We start from the raw sequence: 19,298 nt of genomic DNA on the forward strand, positions 1-19,298 counted from the left end.
TTCCCCCAGCCAGCCAATCCCGCTAGGAGAATGGCCCTGTTCGACCTGATCGAGGTTTGCCATGCCAGTTGCCGTCCTGTCTGCTCTTGTCCGCCCACTGGTCGAACCGCATCTACCCGATGGCATAGAAGCGAAATTCTTCGCATCTGTCGAGGAGTTGATGGCGCTCGCCCCCGAGGCGGAGATCGGCTGGTTCGATCTCGACGCCAAAGAGCCGATGGTCGAGGCGATCAAGCGCGCCGAGAAGCTGCAATGGTTCAGTTCGATCTATGCCGGGCTCGATTTCCTGCCTCATGAGCTGATGCGGGAGCGGGGTGTAACAGTCACCAATGGCGTCGGCATCAACGCCATCACCATTGCCGAATATGTCGTCATGGGAATGCTGGTCCATGCCAAGGGCTATCGCGAGGTTGTGCGGGCGCAGGAACGGCGCGATTGGCTGACCGATTCGCCGGGCAAGATCGAACTCGCTGGATCAAAGGCGCTGCTGTTGGGCTATGGAGCGATCGGCAAGCTCATCAAGCCGCGCCTCGAAGCCTTCGACGTCGCAGTAACAGTGGTGCGTCGCTCGGGCGGGGAGGGAGCGCTGGGCCCGGATCAGTGGCGCGAACGACTGGGCGATTTCGATTGGGTGATCCTCGCCGTGCCGGCCACGACCGAGACTGCGGCGATGATCGGAGCTGACGAGCTCGCGGCGATGAAATCCGACGCTGTGCTCGTCAATATCGCGCGCGGCGAAGTGGTCGACCAGGAGGCGCTGGTCGCCGCGCTTGAGTCGAAGCGGATCGGCGGGGCGTTTCTCGACGTTACTACGCCAGAACCGCTGCCCGCCGATCATGCCTTGTGGTCGCTCGACAATGCGCATGTCACCATGCACCTTTCGGGCCGGGCGCAGACGAAGATGTTCCAGCGATCGGCAGAACGATTTATCGCCAACTGCCATCGGTACCTCGCCGGCGAACCGGTAGAGCCGCGTTTCGACCTGTCACTGGGATATTGAACACGCCGCGTCAGGCGTCCTCCAGCAGCAGCAGCTCGCATTCGACCAACATGCGCGGTTCGGGCAGCAGCGTGCTTTCGATCCCGGTCACGTTTGCATCGGCCATGGTTGCCGCCATATCGTGTTCGCGCAGGAATTCTCTATTCGTCTGATGAGCATGCGAGCCTCAATCTCCAAGCCGATTCGCTGTCCTCTGAGGCCATTGGTGAGAGGCGAAATCCTACTTGTCTAGGAAAAATCTTTCGTATACGTAGGAAGAATGAAAGTGGGTATCTTGTCAGACCAGATGCAATCCACGGCCGACCCGCGCAGCCGTTTGCTCGAATTGTCGGAGTCGAGCGGCACCAGTCTTTCACGACTTTCTGCCTTGATTGGACGGAATTCCAGCTATTTGCAGCAGTTCATCCGCAAGGGAAGTCCCAAGAAGCTAGAGGAAGGCGACCGCCGGACGCTGGCTGAATTTTTTGGTGTGAAAGAGGCTGAACTCGGTGGTGTGGAGGAAAAATCCTATACACCTGCGTCACCCTACCGCGACGATGATTTCATTGCGGTCCCACGACTCTCGATCGCGGTATCGGCTGGCCCGGGACGCTTTGCCAATGGCGAAACTCCGTTCGACAATTTCGGCTTCTCGGGGCGCTGGCTGCGAGAGAACGGACTCGATCCAAAGATGTTGAGTGCGGTCACGGTTGAAGGCGATTCGATGGAGCCATTGCTGCGCCATGGTGACGAAGTACTGGTCGACCGAACCCCCGGTCCCTGGCGCGACGGCATCCATGTCGTGCGCGTAGGCGATACGCTCAGTGTGAAACGGTTGGCGCGTTCGGGGCAGGGGCGGGTTTCGCTGTTGAGCCAGAACCTCTCCTACCCTCCGGTCGAGCTGTCGATCGAGGATGTCGAGGTAATTGGCCGGGTAGTGTGGAAAAGCGGGAGGGTCTGATCCGACGATCCGACCCTTGCGCTTCGGGCGCGTCAAAGCCACATCAGCGCCCATGACCGAAACCGCCACACCGCCAATGAAAGCCGGGATCATTCCCGTCACCCCCTTGCAGCAGAATTGCTCGCTAATCTGGTGCACCGCCACCAACAAGGGCGCTCTCATCGATCCGGGCGGCGACCTCGACAAGCTCAAGGCGGGCCTCGCGAAGACCGGGGTGGAGCTTGAAACGATCCTCATCACCCATGGTCATATCGACCATTGCGGGGAAGCTGGAATTCTGGCGAAGGAACTCGGCGTGCCTATCGAGGGACCGCACGAGGCCGACCGCTTCTGGATCTCCCGCCTTGACGAGGACGGGCGCAAGTACGGTATCCGGGGGCAAGTGTTCGAGCCCGATCGCTGGCTGGACGACGGTGACACCGTGACGGTGGGCGATCTGACGCTCGACGTCATACATTGTCCCGGCCACACGCCCGGCCACGTCGTGTTCTACCACGCGCCCAGCAAGTTCGCTGTAGTTGGCGACGTGCTGTTCCAGGGCAGTATCGGCCGCACCGATTTCCCGATGGGCAACCACCAGGACCTGATCGACGCCATCACCAAGAAACTCTGGCCGCTTGGCAACGACGTGACCTTTATCCCCGGCCATGGTCCCACCAGCACCTTTGGCCAGGAACGCAAGACCAACCAGTTTGTCAATGATTACGTCCTCGGGTGACCCCGGGGGTCAGATTATTCCGGATACGATAAGCGCGGCGACGACTGATAGCCCTAGCAATGTCAGCATGGTGAGGACCGTGCCGATGAAGCGGCCCCGTTTGAATGTCGTTCCGTCCATGCCCAGGCCATGCGCAATGCGGCCAACAAAATAGAGGATAGCGACCCATTTGAGCCATTCGCCGCCAGCATTGGCGATTTCGATCACACCAATCAGCACCAGCACGAAGGGCGCGCTTTCGACATAGTTGGAGTGAGCGCGCATGCGGCGGATGACATGCTCGTTGCCCCCGTCGCCGATACTGATTTTGTGCGCCGTACGAACCTGTCCGACGCGAATCATCAGCCAGATCGCCAGGATGCCTGCAGCGGCCGCAGATGCCAGCGTAACCGGTAAAAGAATTCCCATATTGCCCTCTCCCCTGTGGTATCTGCGGCTCTGACACGGTGCGCTTGTGGTTGCAACGCGTGAAAATTCCTATATAGGGCGCGCCTTCGCCGCCAATGAGATAGGTTTGCGCGGCACACCCGACAGGGTTGTGCCCTTTGACCTCATCGCCTAGTGCGGCTTGCAACAGTCTGAATTCAAGGAACAGGTGCCGCCATGGCTGTCCCTAAAAGAAAAGTATCGCCGCATCGCCGTGGCAACCGTCGTTCGCATGATTCGTTGAAGGTCGAAGCCTTCCACGAATGCAATAATTGCGGTGAACTCAAGCGCCCGCACAACATGTGCTCGCACTGCGGTTTTTATAACGGTCGCGAAGTCCTCGCTCCGAGCCTTTAATTTCAGCTAGCTGGAGAGCGCCATGAGCCTGCCGCGGATCGCCATCGATGCGATGGGCGGTGATGAAGGCGTGCGCGTGATGATGGACGGTGCGGCCGAAGCCCGACACCGCCATTCTCGCTTCAAGTTCCTGCTGGTTGGTGACGAGACGCGCATCAAGCGTGCGCTCGAGGGCCATCCGAATCTGCGCCAAGCTTCCGAAATTCTTCATGCCGACGATATCGTTGGTGGCGAAGAGATTCCCACCCAGGCCCTGCGCCGGGCCAAAACCACCAGTATGGGCCTGGCCGTCAACGCGGTGAAGATGGGCGAGGCTGGTGCTGCGGTCAGCGCAGGTAATACCGGCGCGCTGATGGCGATGAGCAAGCTGGCGCTGCGCACCATGCCGGGCATCGATCGACCGGCCCTGGCCGGTATCATGCCTACGCTGGGCGACAATGATGTCATCATGCTCGATCTCGGCGCCAATACCGAGGCGGATGCCCGCAATCTGGTGCAATTTGCCATCATGGGCGCAGCCTATTCGCGAATCCTGACCGGGCGTGACAAGCCGCGCGTGCGCCTGCTCAATATCGGCACCGAGGAAATCAAGGGCTTTGACCGGCTGCGCGAAGCGGCCAGCCAGTTGCAGGAAGCGACGGGTCTGGCGATGCAGTTCGATGGTTATGTCGAATCCGACAAGATCAATCGCGGCGAAGTCGATGTCGTCGTTACCGACGGATTTTCCGGCAATATTGCCCTGAAGGCAATCGAAGGCACCGCCCGGTTCGTGACCGATCTGCTGCGCACGGCCTTTACAAGCTCGATCCGCTCGAAGGTCGGTTTCCTCGTATCGCGACCGGCGACCGAATTGCTCAAGCATCACTTGGACCCCAACAATCACAACGGCGCGGTTTTCCTCGGCCTCAACGGCGTAGTGGTGAAGAGCCATGGCAGCGCCAATGCGGTCGGTATCGCCAACGCCGTTGCGGTCGCGGCGCGCCTGCTCGAAGAAAAGCTGACCGAACGAATCGCGTCGGACCTGCATGAGCTTGGCGACCGGATGTGGAACGCGACCGCGAGCAACGGATCACAGTCGGGGGCGGCGAAGTGATCCGCTCGGTCATTCGCGGCAGCGGCTCCGCCCTGCCAAAGCGCGTCGTCAGCAATGCCGAGCTGGCAGCCGAAGTCGATACCAGCGACGAATGGATTGTAGAGCGTACCGGCATCCGGCAACGCTATATTGCCGGCGAAGGCGAGACTACCGCCACGCTGGCGACCGAGGCCGCGCGCAAGGCGCTGGCCGCCGCCGGGGTCGATGCGGCCGAGATCGGCCTGATCATTCTGGCCACAGCGACGCCTGATAACACCTTTCCGGCCACCGCTACCAAGGTCCAGCACGCCCTTGGCTGCCAAGGCGGCATTGCCTTCGATGTACAGGCGGTTTGCTCGGGCTTTCTATACGCAATGACCACTGCCGATTCGCTGCTGCGGACCGGCTCGGCCAAGAAAGCGCTGGTGATCGGCGCTGAAACCTTCAGCCGCATCCTTGATTGGGAAGATCGCACCACATGCGTTCTGTTCGGCGATGGCGCGGGCGCAATTGTGCTCGAAGCGGTCGAGGGTGATGTCAATGACACGAAGTCTGCGGGCCTCATCGCAAGCCGGCTTCACGCCGACGGCGGGCAGCATGACCTGCTGTATGTCGATGGCGGGCCTTCCACCACGCAGACGGTCGGACATTTACGCATGAGAGGTCGCGAGGTATTCCGCCACGCGGTCGTCAACTTGGCAGAAGTCCTGAACGAAGTGCTTGAAGATTCAGGTGTTTCTGCCAGCGAAGTCGACTGGGTCGTGCCCCACCAGGCAAATGCCCGCATCCTCGATGCTACCGCCCGCAAGCTCGGATTGCCGATGGAGAAGGTGGTCGTCACGGTCGACCAGCATGCCAATACCTCTGCTGCTTCGGTTCCGCTGGCCTTCGACACGGCGATCAGGGATGGCCGAATCAAGGCTGGGGATCTCGTCATGTTCGAGGCCATGGGCGGCGGGTTCACGTGGGGCGCGTGTCTCGCCCGCATGTAGACTTTTGTTGGCTTGCGCCTCCTAAGCTAGCCTTAGCAAACGATTTTCTGCCCGATGGCATTGCGGCCAGTCGGGCATTGGGCTATGTCTATGGAAGGGATCGTAAAAACCGGGTCGCACTGGGTAGGGGAGTTGGCGCATGGCGCGATCAGTGGGCACACTGACCCGGGCAGACTTGGCCGAAGCCATAAATAGAAAAATGGGCTTCAGCCGAGCAGAATCGCTCGAAATGATCGAATCCATTCTTGCTCATATGTGCGACGGGCTGAAACGCGGAGAGAATGTGAAGATCTCCGGTTTCGGCAGTTTCGTGCTGCGGGACAAGAAGGAACGCATCGGACGAAACCCCAAGACCGGGGTCGAAGTGCCGATAACTCCCCGGAGGGTCATGACTTTTCGGGCCAGTCAGCTATTGCGGGAGCGAATAGCGAACGGAGACTGAGCGTGACGACTTTTGACGATGGCAAGGATGACAGTGCTTTGCGCACCATCGGTGAAGTCGGCTCAGCGCTTGGTCTAAAGCCTCACGTCTTGCGCTATTGGGAAGAACAGTTCCCGACTCTGCAGCCTCTGAAGCGGAGCGGAAACCGCCGCTATTACAGGGCTGCGGACGTCGCGCTGATCGAGACTATCCATCGATTGGTCAATAACGAAGGCTACACGCTGAAAGGCGCGCGGCAGGCGATCGAAGAGGGGCGGGTGCCGCTCGGCCAGACGCCGTCTGCCGCGGCATTCCAGGCAGACAAGCGAGCCGATTCTTCCAAGCGGGACCGGGAATCTCATTCGCCAAGCGAGACCGCTGGCAAAGCGGGCAAGGCTGCCGAGTCGTCGGGTGCCACGGGACAGGCCGTACCGGCGGAGGTTGTCGCCCAACTCAAGGATATTCGTGAGCGGCTGGCTGCAGCAGTCGGGGCATAGCGCGGCGCGCTAGAGGCGCATTTCCGGTCATATTACCGTTACGCCGGGCTCCAATCTTGCCGCCAGCGTCGAGCTATTCCGCGGCCATTGCTTCTGCTTCGCCCAAGTCGACGCTCACGAGTCTGCTAATACCCTGTTCGACCATCGTCACCCCGAACAGGCGGTGCATCCGGCTCATCGTCACGGCATTGTGGGTGACGATCAGGTATCGGGTGTCGGTTTCGCGCACCATCGAATCGAGCAAGTCGCAGAAGCGATCGATATTGGCATCGTCGAGCGGCGCATCGACCTCGTCGAGGACACAGATTGGAGCGGGATTGGTGAGGAACAGCGCGAAGATGAGCGCGGTCGCGGTCAACGCCTGCTCACCGCCCGATAGCAGGGTTAGCGATTGCAGCTTCTTGCCCGGAGGCTGGGCATAGATCTCCAGCCCGGCTTCGAGCGGATCGTCGCTGTCGATCAGCGCAAGATGGGCCTGGCCACCCGAAAACAGCTTTTGGAACAGTTCGCGGAAATGGGCATCGACCTGTTCGAAGGCGGCACGCAGGCGTTCGCGGCCTTCGCGGTTGAGATTGCCGATACTGCCGCGCAGGCGATGCACCGCTTCGACCAGTTCGGCCTGTTCGGCGGCGCTGTTGCCGTGATCTTCCTCGATTTTCGCCAATTCATCGGCGGCGACGAGATTGACCGGCCCGATCCGTTCGCGGCTGGCGGTGAGCCGGTCCATTTCCTCGCCCTCGGCCTCCTTCGAACCGATTGCCTCGGGATCGAAGGCGAATTTCTCTGCCAGCATCGGGGGCGGGCACTGGAAGCGCTCGCCTGAAATGCGCGCCATCTCGCTGCGGCGCGCTTCCTCGTTCTCGGCCCGTGCGGCAAGACCTGCACGGCTTTCGCGGGTGGTGGCAAGCAGTTCGGTAGCCTCGGCCAGCGCCCGGTCGGCCTCGTCGGCAGTCTCCTGCGCTTGCTCGACTTCGGTATTGGCCTTGGCCAGTGCGTCGCCGAGCCTTGTGCGCACCGCATCGCCTTGCTCGATCTCGCGCATCAACCCTTCGGGCTTGGCTGCGACGACCGCGCGTTCCTCGGCTATTTCCTCGAACCGCGCCTCCATCCCGGCGAGCCGTTGCGCCGCCTCGCCCGAACGGGCCTGCCAATTGGCCTTCTCGACCCGTTGTGCCGCCGTGCGTTCGCGCGCCACTGCGAGCGCCTGGTCGTGCGCGGCCAATTCGGCGGTTGCCGCCTGCATGGCAGACCGGGCAGCATCATTCTTGGCCCGGGTGGCTTCGAGCTGGGCGCGGCCGGCTTCGGGATCGGGCAGGGTGGTGCGCTGTTCCTTCGCTGCGGCAAGTTCGGCCTCGGCCTGCATGCGCTGCTCGGCCAATTCGCTTTCGGCGAGGGCAAGTTCTTCGAGCCGTCCGGCGATACGCTCTCGCGCTGCCTCGGCCTGGTCGAGCGCGCGCAAGGCCTGGCGCTCGACCTCGGAACCTTCGCTGAGCGCGCGTTCTGCCGCCACCAGATCGCGCTGGAGCCGTGTCAGATTTTCCTGCGCGCGCTGCTGTTCACCTTGCGCAGTATCTCGGGCTTCGCGCTTGGCAGGCAATTCAGCCTCTAGCTCTGCCAGCCTGTTAGCGGCTTCAAGCCTGGCCGCCTCGGCCGCGCCTTGTCCGCGGGCGATAAAGCCGTCCCACCGTCGCAGCGCGCCGTTGCGTGTGACCAGCCACTCGCCCGGTGCCAGATGGCGTCCGTCGTCACTGTCCGCGACGTGAACCAGCGCCAACCGCGCAGCGAGTTCGAGCGGACAATCAGTAACATGCTCAGCGAGGCTGTCGGCCACTGCAGGAGGTGTGTTGCCACCAGTCCAGAACCGTCCTTCCGGGTCGCCTTCCGGCTTGCCCAGCGGCGCCTTGGCATCGCGCCCCAATACGGCGGCAAGGGCACGCTCGAAGCCGGGCTCGGCGCGCACCTTATCCAGTGCGGTGGGAAGTCCCTGCCGGCCGGTGGCCTGTTTTTCGCGTGCCTGCCTGTCGCGATCAAGGGCCTGGAATTCACGCTCGATCCCGGCCAGTTCGGCCTGGGCGGCGGACATCGCGTCGGCTGCCGTATCGCGCGCCTGCTGCAACGAGTCCTTACGGTTGCGCTGCATATCGAGTTGTTCGCGCAGCTTTGTCAGATTAGCCGAAGCCTCGGTGACCGCAGCCTGAGCAGATTTGACTGCCGCATCGGGGTCGCCGCTGTCGGCCAGTGAAGCGCGCAATTCGGCTTGTCGCCCGGCTTCGCGATCGAGCCGGGACAGCCGAGCCTCGGCCTGTTCGATCGTGGCTGCAGCAACGCGCCACTCGGCCTCGACACCGGCATGGTCGGCGGTCGCCTTGGCCAGCGCCAGTTCGGCGGCCCGTGCAGCACGCTCGGTATCTTCCAGCTTGGCCGCCAGGGCCGGACGGCGAGCCTCATCTTCGGCAAGCGCCGTCTCGTTGGCGGCGAGTTCCTTCTCCAACCGGCCGAGCGCTTCGGCAGCATCGCGGGTCAGGCGGTCGGCCTCGGTCCGGTCTTCATCCAGCCGCGTTTTCTGCCGGTCGAGATCGGAAAGCCGTTGCTCCGCCGCCTCGAGCTGGCTGGTGAGCGCTGCCATGCGGTGGCCATGGGCGCTGGCATCGTCGCGCCGGTCGGCCTGCTCCTCGCGTGCTGCGGCCAACGCCTCGGCCGCCGCGCGCTGGACCTTCTGCGCGTCCGCGACCGCGCCCTGTGCTTGAGCGACGGCTTGTTCCGACGACGCGGCCGCGGCACCGGCGGCTTCTGCCGCGTCTGCGGCATCGCGCCAGCGGGCATAAAGCAACCGCGCTTCGGCCACCGCGATCTGGTCGGTAAGCTTGGAATAGCGCTCGGCCTGCTTGGCCTGTCGCCGCAGGCCTGCGATCTGGCTATCGAGTCCTGCCATCAGGTCTTCGAGACGCTCGAGGTTTTTCTCGGTGGAGCGCAGCTTGCTTTCGGCGTCGCGCTTGCGCACGTGCAGTCCGGCAATGCCGGCGGCTTCCTCCAGCATCATGCGCCGCTCGACCGGCTTGGCGGCGATGACCTGCGCGATCTTGCCCTGGCTGACCAGCGCCGGGCTGTGCGCGCCGGTCGCGGCATCGGCAAAGGTCAGCGCCACGTCCTTGGCCCTGACGTCGCGCCCGTTGACGCGATATGCACTGCCCGCGCCGCGTTCGATGCGGCGAGTGACGTCCAGTTCCTCGCCTTCCGAATCGACCGCCTGCAACACGACTTCGGCAAAGTCGCGCGGCGGGCGGCTCTCGGTGCCGGCGAAGATGACATCGTCCATCCCGCCCGAGCGCATCGACTTGGGCGAGTTTTCACCCATCACCCAGCGGATCGCCTCGAGCAGGTTGGACTTGCCGCAGCCATTGGGGCCGACCACGCCGGTCAGCCCCGGCTCGATGCGCAGTTCGGCGGGCTCTACGAAGCTTTTGAAACCGCTAAGTTTGAGCCGCCTGATCTGCATCGCCGGGCCTTATCGCGCTCCGGCTTTCTGCAGGATCGGCTCGAGCTCTTCCCAGCTCACGACGTTCTGCAGCTTGCGCCCGTTGACGAAGAAGGTCGGGGTACCGGTAATGCCAAGTTCCTCGCCCTGCTTGCGGGAACGTTCGGCAATGGCCTGGATCGACGCGGGGTCGGACAGGCAGGTGCGGGCCTGATCGCGGCTGATGCCACGTGCGGCGAAGAAATCGAGCATGCCGGCTGCCTCGGCGATCGCGATGTAGCGGGTCTGCTGATCCTCGCTATCCATGGCTGCGCCGACTGCTTCCTGGTCGGCCTGTGCGCGGCTCATGCCGTTCTGGAAGTCATTCCACCAGGCTTCGGACAATGGCACGACTGCCTCGTCGCTTCCGCACCGCGCCAGCCGCACAAGGACCAGGTCGAGCCCGTTGAGGATGAAGGGCCGCAATTCGAAGCTGACGCGCCCGCTCTCGATATATTCCTCGCGCAACGGCTCGAACCCGGTCTGGGTGAATTGGGCACAGGTTCCGCAGGTCAGCGAACCATATTCCACCACCTTGATCGGTGCGTCGGGATTGCCGATCAAATGACCGTTCTGTTCGGTCAACTGGGTAACTTGCGACCATTGCTGGCCTTCGGGCGGAGCAACTTCAGCAACCGGCTCGCCGGTGATTTCGGCGGTTTCGTCGGCGCTGTCACTGCAGGCGGCAATACCGAGTGCCAGCGGCGCAGCGAACGAGGTGAGGATGGCACGGCGAAAGAACGTCATGGGTTTGGGATTCCTTACAGCGGAATTGACGGAGGCTAGCGCGTTCGGCCAGCCGGTGGGAAGGGTGAGTGGACAGTGCAGCGGGCACTATCCACAGCGTTGCCGACAGGCAATCGCCTCAGCGGGGTAGCGAACCGGACAGATCGGGCTTTGTCGCCTCGGACAGCAAGGGTGCAAGCTGGGGCCATCCATGCGCTCCCTCGATCACTTCACCGTCCAGCGCGAAACTGGGCGTGCTGGCAATGCCGCGCTCGGTATAGTCCGCAGCCGAGGCGTCGGTGAGACGGTTGGCGAGGACATCGTCGGCCAGGCAGCGGTCAAGCTGGTTCCGGTCGATCCCGCGGCTCTGCATGATGGCATAAAGATCGACATCGCTGGCAATGGCCTTGCGCCGCGCGGTAGCCGGCCCGCTCATCCAACGTTGTTGCTGGCCTGCCGTGGCCTTGCGCGCCTTTTCCAACCAGGCGTCTTGTCGCCACATCAGCGCCGAGTGGTTTTGCAGGAACTTGTCCGCCCCGCCACACCAAGCGGCCAGGGTCACGGTAACGTCGACGATGTTGCGCTGGACATGGCGAATTTCGAGTTTTGCCTTGCCCGGACCGACATAGGCGAGCTTGACCACCTCTTCGCCATTGCGGGAGAAATTGGCACAGGCTGGACAGGTGTAGCTTACCCACTCGGTGAGCTGTGTCTCTGTCTCCGGATTACCTACGACATGCGAGGCTTCGGTCCGTTCGACCTTGGTCAGCCAGTTCTGGCTTTGCCCCGACAGCGCGATTGCGGCGCCGATAAGAATAACGGACTTGAGACCCGCCATGGCGGCGCGCGACGCGATCATTTCTCTCTTTCCTCCTGCTGCTCCAGGCTGCGCGCCAGGCCTTCGAGAACGGCGCGCATCTCCGGATCGCCGATGTCGCGCAGGCTGTCTCCCAATTCCATCGGGATCGGCTTGAGCGAAGGCGGCGGCTTGGGCCTGCTTCCAGCATCCTGCGCCTTAACCGCGCCTTGCCGCAATTTAACCCGGGCCACGGCCTGGTAGCCGAAAAAGCGGTTTACCCGCTCCATGATCTCGGGAATCACGTGCTGGATGATCGGCGCATGGGCCGGCAACACTACGAGCTGCAATATCCCTTCCGTTTTCTCTCCTGGCGGAAACCGGATGGCCTCGGGCGCGCACACCTTGGCATGGCGCTCGCCAACTATTTCTGGCCAGCGGGTGACGACAGAGCTCTGGACAAAACCGAAGCGACGGAAGGCGGTACGCCCGATCTGTGGCATGAGGTCGCCGACCTGCCGTGCCCCGCCACCGCGGGGCCGCTCGAATGGCCTGGCGGTCTTGCGAGCCTTACTCGCGGGCTTCTTGGCCGGTTTGTCGGAGTCCCGTTCCATCGTGGGTGCGGCCATGCCATAGGCGCGTCGTGACCGCCAGCGACAACACCCCTGTGCCCCCCGTCGCGAAGGACCTGCTCGGCTGGTATGCCAGGCATGCCCGCGACCTGCCGTGGCGCGCAAGGCCGGGCGGGACGGCACCCGATCCCTATCATGTGTGGTTGAGCGAGATCATGCTGCAACAGACCACTGTGGCGGCGGTGAAACCCTATTTTGCCAAGTTCACGCAGGCTTGGCCAACAGTGCATGCGCTCGCCTCGGCAGCCGAAGATGATGTCATGGCGGCCTGGGCGGGGCTGGGCTATTACTCGCGTGCGCGAAACCTGGTGAAAGCGGCGAAAGCGGTGGCCGATTACGGCGGCTTTCCCGACAGAGAAACGGACTTGCGGGAACTGCCCGGGGTGGGCGCTTATACCGCGGCAGCCATAGCTGCCATCGCCTTTGGTCAACGCGCCGTGGTAGTCGATGCCAATGTCGAGCGGGTCGTCGCCCGCCTGTTCGCGATCGACACTCCTTTGCCTGGTGGACGCAAGGCTGTCCGCGAGCGGATGGACGCGATTACGCCGGATCGGCAGGCGGGCGATTTCGCCCAGGCAATGATGGACCTGGGCTCGCGGATCTGCACGCCGCGAAATCCCCAATGCCTGCTTTGCCCGCTTTCAAACTATTGTGCCGGTCGGGTGGCAGGTCCGGAACGGTTTCCGGTTAAGCCCGCCCGCAAGACAAAGCCGCAGCGCAAAGGCACGGCATGGTGGATTGAGCGCGAAGGCGCAGTGTGGCTGGTGCGACGGCCAGGGAAAGGAATGCTCGGCGGAATGCGCGCTTTACCCGACGATGGCTGGTCGGCGCGCGGCGATGGCACGGCCGTGCCCCCGTTTGCAGGCAGATGGGAGCAAAGAGGTTCGGTAGCGCATGTCTTCACGCATTTCGCGCTCGACCTGACTGTGCAGGCTAGCCTCAACCCGGCCATACCCGATGGTGAGGGAGAATGGTGGCCTATCGCCGAGATCGACACTGCTGGCCTGCCAACACTGTTCGCCAAGGCCGCGCGGCGCGCAATAATCGATTAAAGGATGCCGCCACCCAGGCTCAGCCGCACGACAGCGATCAGGCCGACGACCAGGCAGAAATTGCGTCCTCCGCGCCCAGAAGACGACAATTGGCCCAGAACGATGCCAACTGCCAGGATCGGCAGCGCGATCCAGTTGGCCCAGCCAAGGAACGGGATGGTCGCCGGTATGACGATGATGAGCGATAGGATGCCGATGAGCACTGAAGCGAGATTAAGCATGTGTGTTATATGGGTAAGACAGCCATGAATTTCAAGCCCGATTGACGCGTAAGGATGCATCCCCCACAGAAGTGTCAACAGTTTTGAATGAGGACCTTTAGCCGATGGCCTATCGCGACTTCGACATTGCCCAGCTTTCCCGCCGTTCATTGCTGCGCGGTGGCGCCTATCTGGGTGCCGCGGGGGCTCTGGCGCAAATTCCCTTCAGCCGCGCGATCGCCCACGAAGTCAGCGCACATTGGCCCAATGTCACGGCGGCAGTCGACGGGTATCTGAGGGACCAGAAGGTCGCCAACATGTTCGTGACGCTCGGCTTCGGGCTGGACGAGGACGTGCAGACCATCGGTGGCGGCAAGCTGGCCGTTGGCGGAACTGTGCAGGCAGGGATGGACAGCCTCTATCGCATCTATTCGATGACCAAGCCGATCACCGGCATGTTGACGATGATGCTGATCGACGACGGCCTTCTCGGCCTCGACCAGCCCCTGGCCGACATCCTGCCTGCCTTCTCCAAGATGATGGTCCAGAAGGACTACGATGGTCCGATTACCGAGGATAACCTCGTTCCGGCAGAGCGACCCATCACCATCCGCCAATTGCTCACGCATACCGCAGGGTTGGGCTATGGGATCGTCCAGAAGGGCCCGATCGCCAAGGCCTATGAAGCGCGCGGCCTGATCCCCGGTCAGGTTAGCCGCCTGCCGATTCCGGGCCTCGGCCGCGGTACGCCGGTGGGCAGCCTGGCAGAATTTGCCGATGGCCTGGCCAAGCTCCCGCTAGTGCTGCAGCCCGGCACGAAATGGAGCTATTCTGTCAGCCTCGACCTGCTCGGACGGGTCATCGAGGTGGTCGAGAAGAAGCCGTTCGACCAGGTCATGCGCGAACGCCTGTTCGAACCTGCCGGAATGGACAGCACATGGTTCCAGGTTCCGGCCAGCGAAACCGCGCGACTGACTGCCAATTATGGCGTTCTCAATGGCACCCTGGTGCCGATCGACCTTGCCTCCAGCTCGGTCTATCTCGATCAGCCGGCCTTTCCATTCGGCGGGGCAGGACTCGTTTCCAGCCCCCGCGATTACGACCGGTTCCAGCGCATGCTGCTGGGATATGGCACAATCGACGGCAGGCGCGTGATGGGCGAACTGGCGGTCCGCGTCGGCACGTCGAACATCCTGCCCAAGACCGCGACCACTGACGGAACCTGGGTTGCCGGACAGGGCTTCGGCGCCGGGGGACGCGTTACCGGAACCGCCTTCGGTTGGGGCGGCGCGGCCGGTACCTCGGCCTTTATCGATTACGGAGCGAAGCTGCGAGCGGCACTGTTCACCCAGTATATGCCGAGCGACACCTACCCGATTCAGAGCGAATTCCCTGATCTGGTGGTTAAAGACCTCCTCGCCATGCAGGGGAACTGATGGCTACGCCACCTGTTGCCTTTTCCGGCTCGCCAATCGACCGGGCCGATAACCTCCGCGCAGATCCCGAAGCCCTGGCCGGGCTGATGAACTGGAAGGCTCGGCTGCTGGCGCTCGATGCGCTGATGCCGTCGCTGGATGACAATGGCCGGCTGATGTGGACCACGCTGGCCGACGCGCCCGAGGATGCCGAACTGGTGTTCCTCGGCCTCGACCGCAGCGAAGGGGGCGAGAAAGCGTGTTTCGCCGCCGTCCCGCCGCAGGGGGATGCCAGCCCGCGCATGGCCAACCCGCAGCTCTGGGCTTTGATGGCGACGCTCGATCCGGGCGATTTGGCGACTTATGGCGGAGCGCGCAGCCTGGTCGACTGGCACGCGCGGCACCGCTTTTGCGCGCAGTGCGGTGCAGGGACGAAGCTCGCCAAAGGCGGTTGGCAACGCGGCTGCGAGTCCTGCGGCGCACAACACTTTCCGCGCACGGATCCCGTCACCATCATGCTGGCCGAGCACGAGGGCAGGTTGATGTTGGGGCGCGGCAAGGGCTGGCCCGAGGGGGCGTTCTCCGCGCTCGCGGGTTTCGTCGAACCGGGAGAGACGATCGAGGAAGCAGTCCAGCGCGAGGTTTTTGAAGAAGCCGGCATCCGCGTTCGCGACGTGGAGTACGTCGCCAGCCAGCCTTGGCCGTTCCCGAGCCAGCTGATGATCGGCTGCCACAGCCATGCCGATGGTGACGAACTGACGATCGATTATACCGAAATGGCCGAGGTTCGCTTTTTCACTCGCGAAGAGGTAGAATCCTCGCTTTCCGGCGATGGTCCGTTCCGCGCCCCGCCGCGGCATGCCATTGCCCACACGCTGTTGCATTGGTGGCTCAATAAATGACTAAGGCTCGCACCCTCACCATCGATATATGGTCCGATGTGATGTGCCCGTGGTGCGCCATCGGCTACGGCCAGTTACAAACGGCGCTGGACGAACTCGACGGCGAAATCGAAGCCGAGATCCGCTGGCATGCCTTTGAGCTCAATCCCGAAATGCCGGAAAGCGGCGAGGAGCAGGGCGCGCATCTCCAGCGCAAGTATCGCCGCACGGCCGAAGAAGGCGCCGCTGTTCGTGAGCAGATGCGGAGCATCGCCGAAAATGCCGGTGTATCGCTCGAATACAAGGGCGAGGGCGAAGCGCCGCCGGCGATGATGTGGAACACCTTTGCCGCGCATTGCCTCCTGACCTGGGCACGCGAGGAGCATGGCCCAGCCAAGCAGACAGAGCTGAAGCTCGCCCTGTTCAAAGCCCATTTCAACCAGCGCCGCAATATCGGCTCGCGTGCTGTGTTGCTCGATGTAGCACAAGGCTTGGGCCTCGACCGGGAAGGGGCACTGGCCGCATTGAGCGAGCCCGAACTCGCCGCCCGTGTCCGCGCGGAGGAACAGCAGGCGTTCGAACTTAACATCACCGGCGTTCCCGCCATGGTGGTAGAAGGCAAGTTCATGATCCCGGGAGCGCAGGCACCTGAAACCTACGTCAACGCGCTACGGCGAGTGGCGGAGAAGACGAGCGCCTGAGCGCAGGCCGACCTGTTTGCCGGCTGGGGATTGAAGTTCGCGGGGAACCAAGCTTGAGGGATCACGTAGAGTCGTCGATGAACCTGCGGACCTTCCCTGCGTTACCGCACTGGCTCATCCCATTTCCTGAGGTCAGGATCAGTTTGACCTATTTGTGGCGCCACCGCCGGCTGCCAAACCTGCGTAACCCGCAATTATTCTCTGAGCTTGTGCAGAGGCGCAAGCTGAGTGATCGAAATCCTGGGATGACGATGTTGGTCGATAAGGTCGCGGCCAAGGCGCATGTTGCCCGATTGCTCGGCGAAAGCTGGACAATTCCAACGCTGTGGACCGGTCGAATACTCCCCATCGAAGCACCATGGCCATTTCCCTTCATTCTGAAGGCCAGTCACGGTTGCAACCAGAATGTCATCTGCCACGATGCCTCGGACTGGCATGTAGCGCGTCAAAAGGCGGCTAAGTGGCAACAGGCACCCTATGGACTTTGGCTAGATGAATGGGCTTACCTCGACGTCCCACGAGGCTATATTGTCGAACCTTACCTCGGCACCGGTGAGCGGCTCCCTACCGACTATAAGATATATGTTTTCGGCGGCAGAGCAGCTCTGGTCCAGGTGCATCTCGACAGAAACGGTAATCATCGCTGGATTTTATATGACCGGTATTGGGAGCAGATCTCGATGTTTGACGAGGAGCCTACACTTGCTCCGGTAAGCATTGAAAAAATGATCATCGGCGCGGAAATGATTGCCCAGCCATTTGATTTCGCTCGCATTGATTTCTACGAAATCGACGGAGAGCCAAAATTCGGAGAGGCGACGTTCTATCCGGGGTCAGGCCTCGACCCGTTCGATCCGCCGGACCTGGACAAAGAAATCGGAGCGCTTTGGTTGGCGGCAAATCAGGATCGCGAACTTGGACATGACAAGCGAGATCCACAACCCATTGCGGCATAGCTGAGATCTTGCTCGGAAACTCATCCTGCAGATTTTACTTATACCAGTCCCAACTTCTTCAGCTTGAGCTGTAACTTGCCGGGCAGGACATCGCCCGGTTCCTCGCCTTCGCGTAGATCGCGGGGGGCTTTTTCGTCGGTGAGGTAGCGCCAGCCTTGGTGGGCGCGCTTGGGCAGCGGATCGACGCGGACAAGCTTGGGTTCGAGCTCGATGTGCCAGCGCCCGTCGGCAGTCTTGCTGAAGCCGAGAATGCGCGAACGTGCGACCAGTGCGTGATTGAGGATCCAGTAGAGCGAGCCGCCCTCCATCTCCTCGTGCCGCTTGGGCAAATAGCGTGTGGTCAGCTTGAAATCACGGCGACCTTCGTACCAGCCGGCAAGGTCGGCCCAGCTTTTTGCGCCATAGGCGATCTTGGTCATGTGCAGCGGCATCGCGGTCAAGATAGGGACTTCGCGGCGCGCCTCAAGGCTCGCCTCAGCCCACCAGGCCTACTGCAACGGCCAGTCCGAGGAAGGCGAAGAAGCCCATCGAGTCGGTGATCATGGTCACGAACACGCTGCTGGCGACGGCCGGGTCCTGGTCGAGCCGGTCGAAAGCGACAGGCACCAGCACGCCTGCCAGCCCCGCGATGATGATGTTTACGACCATTGCGATCGCGATGACTACACCCAGCATCGGGGTGAAGATCATGCCGGTACCGATACCGATCAGCACCGCGATAGTGACGCCGTTGAGCAGCGCGACTCGCAGTTCGCGCAACAGGATGCGCCTAGTGTTCGAGCGCGTGAGCTGGTTGGTGGCGATGGCGCGCACGGTCACCGCCATTGTCTGCGTCCCGGCATTGCCGCCGATGCTGGCGACGATCGGCATCAGCACGGCCAGTGCCACCAGTTTCTCGATCGCCGCACCGAACATGTAGATGATCGCGCTTGCCACCAGCGCGGTGCCGAGATTGGCTATCAACCAGCGTACGCGGGCAGAAAATGCGTCACGGATTGGTTCGTTGATGTCGCCATCACCCGCACCGGACAGGAGTAGCGCATCCTCGCCGGCCTCTTCGGAGATGATGTGGACGATATCGTCGACCGTCATCTGACCAACCAGTCGTCCGTCCTCGTCGATCACCGCGGCGCTGATGAGGTTGTACTTTTGGAACATCAGCGCGACCTCTTCCTGGTCGAGCATGACCGGGATCAGCGTCTGGTCGCGCTTCATCACGTCGCCCAGCGCGATATTGCGCGGGGTGGTGAGGACCCAACTCAAAGCGGCGGTGCCAACCGGGTGATGCGAGGCATCGACGACGAAAATCTCGAAGAATTCGGTCGGCAATTCCTGTTCAGCGCGCAGGAAATCGATCAGTTCGCCAACCGTGACATGTTCGGGCACGGCCACGAAGTCGCGGCTCATTAGGCGGCCGGCGGTTTCCTCCGGATAGGCCAGCGCGCTTTCGATGGCGACACGGTCTTCGGCCTCGACTTCGGCCAGGACGGCTTGCTGGTCGTCCTCGTCGAGATCCTCGATCAGCTGGACCGCATCGTCGGTATCAAGCTGTTCGATGATGGTCGCGACCGCTTCGGGGTCGAGCGCCTCCATCATGTCTTCACGGACGTAGTCGTTGAGCTCGGCGACGACTTCTGAGCTCATCAGATCATTGATGGCGATCGTCAGCGGCGCGCGTTCATCCCGGTCGACCAGCTCGAACAAGTCGGCGATGTCAGCGGGGTGGAGCGGCTCGACCAGCTCGTAGACCAGGTCGCTTTCGCCTGCGTTCAGCGCATTGCGCACAGCGCGGACATATTCTGGCTTGAGGGTGTTCTCCTCGTCCAGCCGTTCGTCATCGAGGCGATCGTCGGGATGAGAGGTGTCAGCTGGCACGTCGGCATCCGCCGTCGGCGCAGTCAGAAGGTCATCGTTCAGGCGGTCGTCCATCCCCATGGCGAGCGGTCTAGGCGACCGGAACGGTAATGCAAGCGGCGGGGTAGCGCGATTGGGTGACTGTCCC

Annotated in this window: 21 protein-coding genes; 13 read left to right on the forward strand and 8 right to left on the reverse strand. The window is 62.3% G+C overall.

Going from position 1 to position 19,298, the window contains the following annotated elements:
* The first annotated feature begins 61 nt into the window (after window positions 1–61).
* The 3 genes from ACXYL9_RS05475 (at window position 62) to ACXYL9_RS05485 (ending at window position 2,658) form a co-directional block, all read left to right on the forward strand.
* Window positions 62–1,000, forward strand: coding sequence for a D-2-hydroxyacid dehydrogenase (locus ACXYL9_RS05475; RefSeq protein WP_459038575.1), 939 nt, complete (start codon window positions 62–64; stop codon window positions 998–1,000).
* Between the two features lie 259 nt (window positions 1,001–1,259).
* Window positions 1,260–1,940 carry a S24 family peptidase gene (locus tag ACXYL9_RS05480; RefSeq protein WP_459038576.1) on the forward strand — a complete coding sequence of 227 codons (681 nt, stop codon included), beginning with the start codon at window positions 1,260–1,262 and terminating at the stop codon, window positions 1,938–1,940.
* A gap of 52 nt (window positions 1,941–1,992) precedes the next feature.
* On the forward strand, window positions 1,993–2,658 hold the full coding sequence (locus ACXYL9_RS05485; protein WP_459038577.1) for an MBL fold metallo-hydrolase: 666 nt from the start codon (window positions 1,993–1,995) through the stop codon (window positions 2,656–2,658).
* 9 nt (window positions 2,659–2,667) lie between these two features.
* Here the strand turns inward: ACXYL9_RS05485 and ACXYL9_RS05490 are convergent, their stop codons facing one another.
* Window positions 2,668–3,066, reverse strand: coding sequence for an MAPEG family protein (locus ACXYL9_RS05490; RefSeq protein ID WP_459038578.1), 399 nt, complete (start codon window positions 3,064–3,066; stop codon window positions 2,668–2,670).
* Window positions 3,067–3,261: 195 nt separating this feature from the next.
* Between ACXYL9_RS05490 and rpmF the strand changes: the two genes are divergently transcribed.
* The 5 genes from rpmF (at window position 3,262) to ACXYL9_RS05515 (ending at window position 6,423) form a co-directional block, all read left to right on the forward strand.
* Complete coding sequence (gene rpmF / locus ACXYL9_RS05495; protein ID WP_459038579.1) at window positions 3,262–3,441, forward strand: 50S ribosomal protein L32; 180 nt, start codon at window positions 3,262–3,264, stop codon at window positions 3,439–3,441.
* Window positions 3,442–3,463: 22 nt separating this feature from the next.
* A complete protein-coding gene (plsX, locus tag ACXYL9_RS05500) occupies window positions 3,464–4,534 on the forward strand; it encodes a phosphate acyltransferase PlsX (protein WP_459038580.1) in 1,071 nt (356 codons plus the stop codon).
* Window positions 4,531–5,505, forward strand: a complete 975-nt coding sequence (locus tag ACXYL9_RS05505; RefSeq protein ID WP_459039864.1) for a beta-ketoacyl-ACP synthase III — start codon at window positions 4,531–4,533, stop codon at window positions 5,503–5,505. Before plsX ends, ACXYL9_RS05505 begins: the two co-directional genes overlap by 4 nt.
* A 139-nt stretch (window positions 5,506–5,644) precedes the next feature.
* Entirely contained in the window at window positions 5,645–5,947 is a 303-nt protein-coding gene (locus ACXYL9_RS05510) for an integration host factor subunit alpha (RefSeq protein ID WP_459038581.1), read from the forward strand.
* Between the two features lie 2 nt (window positions 5,948–5,949).
* Window positions 5,950–6,423 (forward strand): MerR family transcriptional regulator, encoded by a 474-nt coding sequence (locus ACXYL9_RS05515; protein ID WP_459038582.1) that lies wholly within the window; start codon window positions 5,950–5,952, stop codon window positions 6,421–6,423.
* A 73-nt stretch (window positions 6,424–6,496) separates the two neighbouring features.
* Here the strand turns inward: ACXYL9_RS05515 and ACXYL9_RS05520 are convergent, their stop codons facing one another.
* The 4 genes from ACXYL9_RS05520 to ACXYL9_RS05535 form a co-directional block, all read right to left on the reverse strand.
* A complete protein-coding gene (locus tag ACXYL9_RS05520; protein WP_459038583.1) occupies window positions 6,497–9,919 on the reverse strand; it encodes an AAA family ATPase in 3,423 nt (1,140 codons plus the stop codon).
* A 9-nt stretch (window positions 9,920–9,928) separates the two neighbouring features.
* On the reverse strand, window positions 9,929–10,684 hold the full coding sequence (locus ACXYL9_RS05525; RefSeq protein WP_459038584.1) for a thioredoxin domain-containing protein: 756 nt from the start codon (window positions 10,682–10,684) through the stop codon (window positions 9,929–9,931).
* 118 nt (window positions 10,685–10,802) lie between these two features.
* Window positions 10,803–11,522 carry a DsbA family protein gene (locus ACXYL9_RS05530; RefSeq protein WP_459038585.1) on the reverse strand — a complete coding sequence of 240 codons (720 nt, stop codon included), beginning with the start codon at window positions 11,520–11,522 and terminating at the stop codon, window positions 10,803–10,805.
* Complete coding sequence (locus ACXYL9_RS05535; RefSeq protein ID WP_459038586.1) at window positions 11,519–12,088, reverse strand: DUF721 domain-containing protein; 570 nt, start codon at window positions 12,086–12,088, stop codon at window positions 11,519–11,521. The genes ACXYL9_RS05530 and ACXYL9_RS05535 overlap by 4 nt, the downstream gene beginning before the upstream one ends.
* Window positions 12,089–12,102: 14 nt before the next feature.
* On the opposite strand from ACXYL9_RS05535, the gene ACXYL9_RS05540 reads away from it, so the two are divergent.
* A complete protein-coding gene (locus ACXYL9_RS05540; protein WP_459038587.1) occupies window positions 12,103–13,143 on the forward strand; it encodes an A/G-specific adenine glycosylase in 1,041 nt (346 codons plus the stop codon).
* Here ACXYL9_RS05540 and ACXYL9_RS05545 read toward each other — a convergent pair.
* Window positions 13,140–13,364 carry a hypothetical protein gene (locus ACXYL9_RS05545; RefSeq protein WP_459038588.1) on the reverse strand — a complete coding sequence of 75 codons (225 nt, stop codon included), beginning with the start codon at window positions 13,362–13,364 and terminating at the stop codon, window positions 13,140–13,142. The two genes, ACXYL9_RS05540 and ACXYL9_RS05545, sit on opposite strands and share 4 nt — an antisense overlap.
* Window positions 13,365–13,468: 104 nt before the next feature.
* Here ACXYL9_RS05545 and ACXYL9_RS05550 point away from each other — a divergent pair, with 104 nt between their 5' ends.
* The 4 genes from ACXYL9_RS05550 (at window position 13,469) to ACXYL9_RS05565 (ending at window position 17,296) form a co-directional block, all read left to right on the forward strand.
* The gene (locus ACXYL9_RS05550; protein WP_459038589.1) at window positions 13,469–14,779 is read left to right on the forward strand and encodes a serine hydrolase domain-containing protein; all 1,311 of its coding nucleotides are present in this window, start codon (window positions 13,469–13,471) and stop codon (window positions 14,777–14,779) included.
* Window positions 14,779–15,660 carry an NAD(+) diphosphatase gene (gene nudC, locus ACXYL9_RS05555; RefSeq protein ID WP_459038590.1) on the forward strand — a complete coding sequence of 294 codons (882 nt, stop codon included), beginning with the start codon at window positions 14,779–14,781 and terminating at the stop codon, window positions 15,658–15,660. Before ACXYL9_RS05550 ends, nudC begins: the two co-directional genes overlap by 1 nt.
* Window positions 15,657–16,340 (forward strand): DsbA family oxidoreductase, encoded by a 684-nt coding sequence (locus ACXYL9_RS05560; RefSeq protein WP_459038591.1) that lies wholly within the window; start codon window positions 15,657–15,659, stop codon window positions 16,338–16,340. Before nudC ends, ACXYL9_RS05560 begins: the two co-directional genes overlap by 4 nt.
* Window positions 16,341–16,417: 77 nt before the next feature.
* Window positions 16,418–17,296 (forward strand): ATP-grasp fold amidoligase family protein, encoded by an 879-nt coding sequence (locus ACXYL9_RS05565; RefSeq protein ID WP_459038592.1) that lies wholly within the window; start codon window positions 16,418–16,420, stop codon window positions 17,294–17,296.
* A gap of 38 nt (window positions 17,297–17,334) precedes the next feature.
* Here the strand turns inward: ACXYL9_RS05565 and ACXYL9_RS05570 are convergent, their stop codons facing one another.
* Both ACXYL9_RS05570 and mgtE read right to left on the reverse strand, forming a co-directional pair.
* Window positions 17,335–17,727, reverse strand: a complete 393-nt coding sequence (locus tag ACXYL9_RS05570; protein ID WP_459038593.1) for a DUF1489 family protein — start codon at window positions 17,725–17,727, stop codon at window positions 17,335–17,337.
* A 43-nt stretch (window positions 17,728–17,770) separates the two neighbouring features.
* Window positions 17,771–19,231, reverse strand: a complete 1,461-nt coding sequence (mgtE, locus tag ACXYL9_RS05575) for a magnesium transporter (RefSeq protein ID WP_459038594.1) — start codon at window positions 19,229–19,231, stop codon at window positions 17,771–17,773.
* Between the last annotated feature and the right edge of the window lie 67 nt (window positions 19,232–19,298).

The organism is Qipengyuania sp. CAU 1752, assembly GCF_054482615.1.